Origin of the sequence: Mesorhizobium sp. M4A.F.Ca.ET.020.02.1.1, assembly GCF_004022645.1 — a bacterium.
In the GTDB taxonomy this organism is placed as follows: domain Bacteria; phylum Pseudomonadota; class Alphaproteobacteria; order Rhizobiales; family Rhizobiaceae; genus Mesorhizobium.
On sequence record NZ_RZOI01000192.1, the window covers coordinates 1 to 8,678 of the forward strand.

The window sequence follows — 8,678 nt, forward strand, 5'->3', positions numbered from 1 at the left end:
GGTCGAAACGCGGGAAAGAAAGACAGGAAACAGAATGGCCGATCAATTCGCAACGGACGTCATTGCCCTGATCAAGAAACGCGCCGAGTCGGAGAGCGGTGAGGGAATGCCTGCGTCATTCGTCGGCGAGATAACAATCGCCACGGAACTGGACGCGCTCGGGTTCGATTCGCTGGGTTTGGCGGACGTCCTCTGGGATGTGGAACAGGCCTACGGCATCAAGATCGATATGAACACGGCCGATGCCTGGTCCAATCTCAAGAATGTCGGCGACGTCGTGGAAGCCGTCCGCGGCTTGCTTGCGAAGGAGGCTTGAATGGACAGGCGCGTCGTTATCACCGGAGTGGGCGGCCTGTGCGGACTGGGCACTGACGCCGCCTCTATGTGGAAAGAGATGCGCGAAGGCCGCTCCGCCATCGGCCCGCTCGCCAATTCCGAGCTTCATGACCTGGAGGGCATGACCGGCGCTGAGATCAAGGCGCTGCCCGAGCACGACATCGATCGCAAGCAGCTCGTCTCCATGGCCCGCTTCAGCTTGCTCGCCGTGCTTGCGGCGCGCGAAGCCATGCGGCAGGCCGGACTTTCCTGCGACGAAGGGAATGCCCATCGCTTCGGCGCGACAGTGGGCGTCGGCGGCTTGGGCTGGGATGTAATGGAGGAAACTTACCGGGCCCTCCTTTTGGACGGCGCGAGGCGAGTTGGCATCCTCGCTGTACCCAAAACGATGCCAAGCGCCGCCGCCGGCCAGGTGAGCTTGCGCCTCGGCTTGCGCGGGCCGGTGTTCGGGGTGACCTCCGCATGTGCCTCGGCCAACCATGCGATCGCCTCGGCGGTGGATCAGATCAAGCTGGGCCGGGCCGACGTAATGGTTTCCGGGGGCAGCGACGCACCCTTCGCATGGGGCGTGCTGAAAGCATGGGAAGCAATGCGCGTGCTTTCACCCGATACCTGCCGGCCCTTCTCCGCCGATAGGAAGGGCCTGGTGCTGGGCGAGGGTGCTGGCATGGCCGTGCTGGAAAGCTACGAGCATGCCAGGGCGCGTGGTGCCACAATCCTTGCCGAGATCGCCGGCGTCGGCCTTTCCGCCGATGCCTTCCACATCGCCGCGCCATCTGTCGAGGGGCCAGCGTCGGCGATGCGCGCCTGCCTTGCCGATGCCGGGCTGAATGCCGAGGACGTCGACTACCTCAACGCGCACGGCACCGGTACCAAGAGCAATGATCAGACTGAAACGGCGGCGATCAAGCGTGTGTTTGGAAACCACGCTTATTCGATGTCCATCTCTTCCACCAAGTCCACGCACGCGCATTGCCTCGGCGCAGCGAGCGCGCTTGAAATGATCGCCTGCGTGATGGCAATCCAAGAGGACGTCGTGCCGCCGACCGCCAACTATCGCGAGCCAGATCCCGCTTGCGACCTCGACATCACACCCAATGTGCCGCGCGAGCGCAAGGTGCGCGTCGCCATGAGCAACGCCTTCGCCATGGGCGGTACGAACGCAGTTCTGGCATTCAGGCAGGTGTAGAAGCCATGCAAGACGCATCATTTGAGGTCACCTGTCGTATCTAGCTGCTTGCCGGACCACTATGTGAAGCGAGCGCTATTGGCTGCCTCTGCGATGCGGGAATTGGCAGCGGACGTCTCACGATCAAACAGGCATCTGCTTGTAGAATTCTTTTAATCGTGAAGCGGCGCGAGTGCGCTATCCGTTGAGGTGAGCAAGGCCGGCGCCCTGGGTGAGCTCTGGTGTCGGGTGGTGGAAAGTACAGGGGGAGCTGTGTGGCCCCTCTTTCTCGGCTCGACGATGTGGAAGGAGCCTGTGCGGCGAACGGGCCGACGCCCCAGGCCCAGAACTTGGGCGAAACCAACTCCCACCAAAGCACAGCCCAGAGCTGGATACACGAAAAAGATACTGAACCCGCGAATCAGATTCTGATCAATCGTCGTGTCTGAGCTCCGCTCGGGCTCTTACGGAGATAATCGAGCGGCCCGGCAACGGCCGCGCGTGCCGCGGGCGTGAGCTTTGCGCTTCGTCAGAAGTGCCTCGAGCGTGACGACGATAATTGACCAGCCATATGGAACGCATTCGCCCAGTTATCCAAAGCGTGGATACCTTTCATCTAAACAAAGGATTTTACCGTTTTTGCTGCAGGTCCCATAGAAGCGCTTCAAGTTGGAAAGATAGGTAGTTCCGATGGTTGCGTTGGATCCGAGGAGCATCATCTGGTGTGCGGGGCGTACAAAGTCAGTCGCATCTGCATTGCGGCTTGGTCTTTCGGCGGTCTCCACAAGTTACGCCCCGTTGGGGCGACGCCAATTATTTAACCAATGCTTGGACATTTATCTCAACCGGACAGCTACAAGGTGAGGTCTTCCATGCGCCCGAATGTCGAGTGGAAGTTGTGCTGGGAAAATGAGTTGCAACTGGCCGACCATGTCGAACTCTCCGACTTTTTTCGAAAGACCTATGGACGGACTGGCGCCTTCAACGCGGAGCCATTCGAAGGCGGCCGCAGTTGGGCCGGCGCGAGGCCGGAATTCCGCGCAATCGGCTACGACGCGCATGGGGTAGCGGCTCACATCGGCATGCTGCGGCGCTTCATCAAAGTTGGCGAGGTCGACTTGATCGTCGCTGAATTGGGCCTGTACGCGGTTCGTCCGGATCTTGAAGGGCTCGGAATCGGTTTTTCGATGCGCGTGGCGTACCCAGTGCTCCATCAGTTGGGTGTTCCATTCGCTTTCGGCACGGTTCGGCACGCGCTGCGAAACCATGTCGAAAGATTCTGCAGAGCCGGCCTCGCGAACATTGTGTCGGGCGTTCGCGTACGGTCGACCCGTCCAGACGTGCATCCCGACCTGCCGCCCACGCGCCTGGAAGACGTACTCGTGTTGGTTTCGCCGATCGGACGCTCGATGGACGAGTGGCCGTCCGGTACCCTGATCGACCGGAACGGTCCGGAACTATGAAGCCTCTGGACTACATATGCGAAGGGCAGAGTGACAATGCCGATGGCATTGCAGAGCGCAGCGTCTATCTGACGTTTGACGACGGTCCCAATTCATTTTTCACACCGCAGATACTCAATGTGCTGGCGCAACATCAGGTGCCGGCGACCTTCTTCGTTGTTGGGGCCTACGCGGCCGACGAGCCGGAACTCGTTCGCCGAATTATTACAGACGGGCACGGTATAGCCAACCACACGATGACTCATCCGGACCTGGCTAAATGCGGGCCCGTCGAAGTCGACCGCCAGATAGTTGAGGCAAACAGAGTCATAGGGATGGCTTGCCCGCAGGCCATGGTTCGGTACTTTCGTGCACCGTATGGCATCTGGACCGAAGAAGTAATCGCTGCATCAGCGGGTGCGGCATTGGCGCCCGTCCATTGGTCCATTGATCCACGCGACTGGTCTCGCCCCGGCGTTGACGCCATCGTCGACAGAGTGCTCGCCGATATCCGGCCGGGCGCAATCGTGCTGTTGCACGACGGGTGCGCTCCCGACGAATTGCAACCAGGCAATCAAGCCAGTCTGCGCGACCAGACGGTGACAGCGTTGTCACGCCTAATTCCAGAATTGCACGGCCGCGGATTTGTAATCCGATCACTTCCTCAACATCCCTGAACAAACAGAGATCCTATGGACCTTCTCACCACAGCCAGTACTGTTGCCGTTTCGTCTTATGCGGTGCTCTCGACTGTTTACAGAGGCATGCAAGCGGTCTACTCCCAACCGGAAAATGTTACGCCGCCGTCGGAAAGCTTGTTCGGATCCGACCGTTGGCCGAGCGTGGATGTCATCATCCCCTGCTACAATGAGGACCCGCGCACACTCGCGGCGTGTTTAGCTTCCATCGCAATTCAAGATTACGCCGGAACATTTCAGGTCTATCTGGTTGACGACGGTTCTGGAAATCGTAATGCCGTCATCCCGGTACATCACGCCTACGAGGGCGACCCGAGATTCAATTTCATTCTGCTCCGCGAGAATGTTGGCAAACGCAAGGCGCAGATCGCCGCCATCCGCCGCTCATCTGGAGATTTCGTGCTCAGCGTCGACTCTGACACGACACTTGCGTCCGACGTGATCACGAAGCTTGCAGTAAAAATGCGGGATCCCATGGTCGGAGCGGCCATGGGCCAGCTGACGGCATACAACCGCAGCGACACTTGGTTGACCCGATTGATCGATATGGAATACTGGCTGGCTTGCAATGAGGAGCGCGCGGCGCAAGGTCGCTTTGGTGCGGTCATGTGCTGCTGCGGCCCATGTGCAATGTACCGCCGGTCTTGTCTCCTTTCTCTGCTGGATCAATACGAGACGCAGCTGTTCAGGGGGAAACCAAGCGACTTCGGTGAAGACCGTCATCTTACGATCCTCATGCTGAAAGCAGGCTTTCGAACCGAGTACGTTCCAGGTGCCGTCGCGGCGACAGTCGTTCCGGACAAGATGGGACCTTATTTGCGCCAACAACTCCGCTGGGCACGGAGCACTTTCCGGGACACGATGCTTGCGCGAGGTCTACTGCGTGGCCTGGATCGCTATCTAACTTTGGATGTGATGGGAGAGAATCTCGGCCCATTGTTGCTCGGCATCGCGGTAGTAACGGCGCTCGGTGAGCTACTATTTTCACATACAGTAAATTGGTGGACGGTGCTGGCTATTGTCACCATGACCATAATCAGATCTACGGTGTTATCTTTCCGCACTCGGCAGCTTCGATTCATCGGCTATTCAATGCACGCGTTAATCAGGATATTCCTGTTGATCCCCTTGAAGGCTTACGCCCTGTGTACATTGAGCAATAGCGATTGGCTGTCGCGTAAAAGTGTTCCCCTGCCCAACAGAAGCACAAAGGAAATCACAAGCGCGACGCCGCTTGCCGGAGCAAATGCTGCGGGCAATTCTGGAATTGCGGAGTCACTTCATACTGCAGATCTTTCGCTCACAGCTGGTGAAGTCTGACGGCCTTGCAGCGCCGGGTGACCGAGTAAGTTGTGTCAGTCGACACGTGGTGAAGCTTGTCGAGTTACCTATGGTCAGAACGGGAACTATCTGGAAGCGACACGTGGCATCTTGACGTTAATTCTTTGGCGGAAGCGATACACGCGTCGCTCCGGCCGCGACTTTCCAAAGGTGCCATCTCAAGGCGGTGGCCTGCTCTGAACCAGATTCGTAAGTAAGCTGCCGGTGGCCAATCGGACTCATTCCGCTTGAGATAGACGCATGTCCAATGTAGCAATCGACCTTACCGGCGTAACCAAATTATTCGGAAACAAGCTCGTTGTGGACGGGCTGTCCTTCACCGTTGCATCGGGAGAGTGCTTCGGTCTGCTGGGGCCGAACGGCGCAGGCAAGAGCACGATTGCGCGTATGCTCCTCGGTATGACCCGGCCTGACGCGGGTGATATAACAGTCCTCGGTCTACCAGTGCCGGCACGCAGCCGCTTGGCCCGCAAGGGCATAGGCGTGGTCCCGCAGTTCGACAATCTCGACCTGGAATTTACGGTACGTGAGAACCTGTTGGTGTTCGGGCGCTACTTCGGCATGAGAACAAGAGAGATCAACGCCGTCATCCCACGGCTCCTCGAGTTCGCTCGCCTTGAGAGCAAGGCGGATTCACGTGTCGGCCTGCTATCCGGCGGGATGAAGCGGCGCCTGACGCTGGCACGTGCTCTGATCAACGACCCCCAGTTGCTTGTGATGGATGAGCCCACGACCGGCCTCGACCCGCATGCCCGCCATCTGATCTGGGAGCGACTTCGTTTCCTGCTGGCGAGCGGAAAAACGATCATTTTGACCACCCATTTCATGGAAGAGGCTGAGCGGCTTTGTGATCGGCTGTGTGTTCTCGAGCGGGGACGCAAGATCGCCGAGGGCAGTCCTCATGCGCTGATCGACGAGTACATTGGGTGCAACGTGATCGAGATCTTCGGCGGCAATCCACAGGAGCTGATTTCGCTGATCAGGCCGTACGTTCAGCGTATCGAGGTAAGCGGCGAGACGCTCTTTTGCTATGCGCCTGATCCGGAGGATGTGCGCATCCAGCTTCGCGGTCGAGCGGGTCTGCGTATTCTGGAGCGTCCACCCAGTCTGGAGGACGTTTTCTTGCGGCTAACCGGACGTGAGATGGAGAAGTGAGCAATGGGTGAACGTCTTGCGGCCGCTCTACCCGCCAACGCCTGGAACTGGATCGCGGTGTGGCGCCGCAATCATTTGGCATGGAAGAAGGTGGCATTTGCTTCAATGCTCGGCACCCTTGCTGATCCGATGATTTACCTTTTCGGGCTCGGCACTGGCCTTGGACTGTTGGTAGGCCGCATCGAAGGTGCATCCTACATCGCTTTTCTGGCAGCCGGCATGGTTGCGACAAGCGCGATGACAGCATCGACCTTCGAAACAATTTACGCGGTTTTCGGTCGAATGCGCGATCAGGGCACTTGGGAAGCAATCTTGCACACACAACTTACCCTCGGCGACATCGTTCTCGGTGAATTGACCTGGGCAGCCACAAAGGCCTTTCTGGCCGGTACGACAATTGCGATTGTTGCCGCCGCGCTAGGTTATGCCGCGTGGACGTCGGTTCTCTACGTGCTGCCGGTCATCGCTCTCACCGGGTTCGCCTTTGCGAGCCTGGCCATGCTCGTCATCGCGCTCGCGCCCAGTTATCACTATTTTATTTTCTATCAGACGCTTGTCATCACACCTATGCTGTTCCTTTCGGGCGCGGTTTTTCCAGTCGGCCAATTGCCAGGAGTGTTTCAGCAGATTGCGGCCTTCTCGCCGCTGGCGAATTCTATCGATCTAATCCGTCCGGTGATGCTCGGCCGCCTGGGCGACAATGTAGGGCTGCATATAGGCGCACTTTGCATGTTCGCTGTATTGCCTTTTTTTGTGTCGGCTGGACTGTTTCATCGACGACTAATGCGTTGACGCTTACCTACGCCCATCAACGAGAAGGAGGTCCGCAATGCCGGATTGCAAACTGCCCACAGCGGCCCGGAGGCATGCGTGTGCCAGGAATCGCGAGTGGTACAACAACGCCGAAGCCGGGCGCCACCCAGCCGCTGCAGGCACGCGCCCATCTTCGCGACCACACCTCGGAGTACAGGCTGGGTGGTGAGGCGCGGACCCACCCGGAGCGTTCAAGCGATAGCAGCCAAGCTTCTTGTGCGCGTCCCCAGACCGTCGCGGCCATTATTTAGTTGGATACACATGCAATGACCCACAACGAACCAACTCCTGAGCCTTTTGTGATCCTTGCTATGCCAAGGACCGGAACACACTATTTAGAAGAATTGCTAAACGAGCATCCGACCGTTTTGAGTAACGGTGAGTTGCTAAACGAATATGATCCCAATTGGCCCAGCACGGATCGCCTGCTAGGCACGGATCGCGAGCTTCTTGAGCTTGCCTATGTGCGCTGCCCTATGCGCGACTACAAGAATGTGACGCATCTTGGCTGCAAGATCAATGAACCTCAGTTTCGCGAGCGTCCAGCATTCTTTGCGGAATTAGCTCGTTGGCCAGCACTCAAGGTCATCCTCGTTGTTCGCCGAAACGTATTGGAATCGCTCCGTTCCTTTGTGCAGGCCAGGGAAAGCGGTCAGTGGCTGAAGTTCAGCTCGGACAACGATACCGCTCGGCCACCGAGCGTCAGGTTGTCAATCGCTGACTGTGAGGCTTATTTCAAAGCCGCCGACGATTTTCACGCTCGCGTTATGGACTCCTTCACGTCGACCAACCTGCTTGTAATGGAATACGAGAGCCTTCTTCATGAACCTGCCCAATGCTTGGGAGCGGTTTGGGATTTCCTGGGCGTTCCAGCGCTTGAGCCATCAGATAACGCCATCCTGCAGCGCCAGGAAACGCGACCGCTGGATCAAACGGTGGAGAACTTTGACGAGTTGCGGATTCACTTCGCACGCGGACCTTATTCAAGATTTTTTGACCTCGGAGATTCGATGCGCTCCTACGCTTAATCGCTTGTCCCGCGTGCTCTGATGGGCGTGTAGGATATCCTACAGTTTGCGCGCATTCCGTCGCAAAACTGACCAACCAAAGTCACCAAGACGACAGATATCGGCCGGCATTCGATCTGCGGCGAACATCAAAGGCACGGCCGCAAGGCGACCTGGTCAATTCCCTCTCTGGCGAAGCACTTCTTCACGCGATCTTTGGCGAGCCTTGAGTGCAAATTCCGGCAAAGGTGGAGGGTTCCAGTGCGCAACCCGCACCAATCTCGCTGGACGGGACAGGCCTCCAGTTGGCACGGCGCTTGCTCCGAGATGACAGCAGCGCTCGACCGGAGCGCAGCATGGGAGAAGGAGGAGCCCCCACCCCGATCCGGTCAGGGAGAGAGAAACGGTGTTGGTTCCAAAAGTCCCCCGCGCGATCGCAGCGCCCCGCAAGCGCCATTTTGCCCGGACCTACGTGCAGGTGCTTGCCGCCATAGTCCTGGGTGCCGCAATTGGCTATCTCTATCCGGAAACCGGCCAGAGCCTGAAGCCGCTCGGCGATGCCTTCATCAAAGTCGTCAAGATGATTATCGCACCTGTCATCTTCCTGACAATTGCGACCGGCATTGCCGGCATGAGCGATCTGCAGAAGGTCGGCCGAGTTGCCGCCAAGGCGATGGTTTATTTCCTCACCTTCTCGACGCTTGCACTCGTTGTCGGA

9 protein-coding genes are annotated in these 8,678 nt (G+C 58.1%); all 9 read left to right on the top strand.

The window, feature by feature from the left end:
* The first annotated feature begins 34 nt into the window (after positions 1–34).
* Positions 35–316: an acyl carrier protein gene (locus tag EN742_RS14515; RefSeq protein ID WP_029356603.1), complete on the top strand. Its 282-nt coding sequence runs from the start codon at positions 35–37 to the stop codon at positions 314–316.
* Positions 317–1,525, top strand: a complete 1,209-nt coding sequence (locus EN742_RS14520; RefSeq protein ID WP_127399720.1) for a beta-ketoacyl-[acyl-carrier-protein] synthase family protein — start codon at positions 317–319, stop codon at positions 1,523–1,525.
* Positions 1,526–2,376: 851 nt separating this feature from the next.
* Positions 2,377–2,967, top strand: a complete 591-nt coding sequence (locus EN742_RS14525) for a NodA family N-acyltransferase (RefSeq protein ID WP_063169401.1) — start codon at positions 2,377–2,379, stop codon at positions 2,965–2,967.
* On the top strand, positions 2,964–3,623 hold the full coding sequence (gene nodB / locus EN742_RS14530; protein ID WP_091600617.1) for a chitooligosaccharide deacetylase NodB: 660 nt from the start codon (positions 2,964–2,966) through the stop codon (positions 3,621–3,623). Before EN742_RS14525 ends, nodB begins: the two co-directional genes overlap by 4 nt.
* 15 nt (positions 3,624–3,638) lie before the next feature.
* Positions 3,639–4,964, top strand: a complete 1,326-nt coding sequence (gene nodC, locus EN742_RS14535; RefSeq protein ID WP_091600618.1) for a chitooligosaccharide synthase NodC — start codon at positions 3,639–3,641, stop codon at positions 4,962–4,964.
* Between the two features lie 261 nt (positions 4,965–5,225).
* Positions 5,226–6,140 carry a nodulation factor ABC transporter ATP-binding protein NodI gene (nodI, locus tag EN742_RS14540; protein ID WP_091600619.1) on the top strand — a complete coding sequence of 305 codons (915 nt, stop codon included), beginning with the start codon at positions 5,226–5,228 and terminating at the stop codon, positions 6,138–6,140.
* 3 nt (positions 6,141–6,143) lie between these two features.
* Entirely contained in the window at positions 6,144–6,932 is a 789-nt protein-coding gene (locus EN742_RS14545; protein ID WP_091600620.1) for an ABC transporter permease, read from the top strand.
* A 287-nt stretch (positions 6,933–7,219) separates the two neighbouring features.
* On the top strand, positions 7,220–7,981 hold the full coding sequence (locus EN742_RS14550) for a sulfotransferase (RefSeq protein WP_024505871.1): 762 nt from the start codon (positions 7,220–7,222) through the stop codon (positions 7,979–7,981).
* Positions 7,982–8,369: 388 nt separating this feature from the next.
* A partial coding sequence (locus tag EN742_RS14555; RefSeq protein WP_245492324.1) for a cation:dicarboxylase symporter family transporter occupies positions 8,370–8,678 on the top strand: 309 nt, incomplete at its 3' end.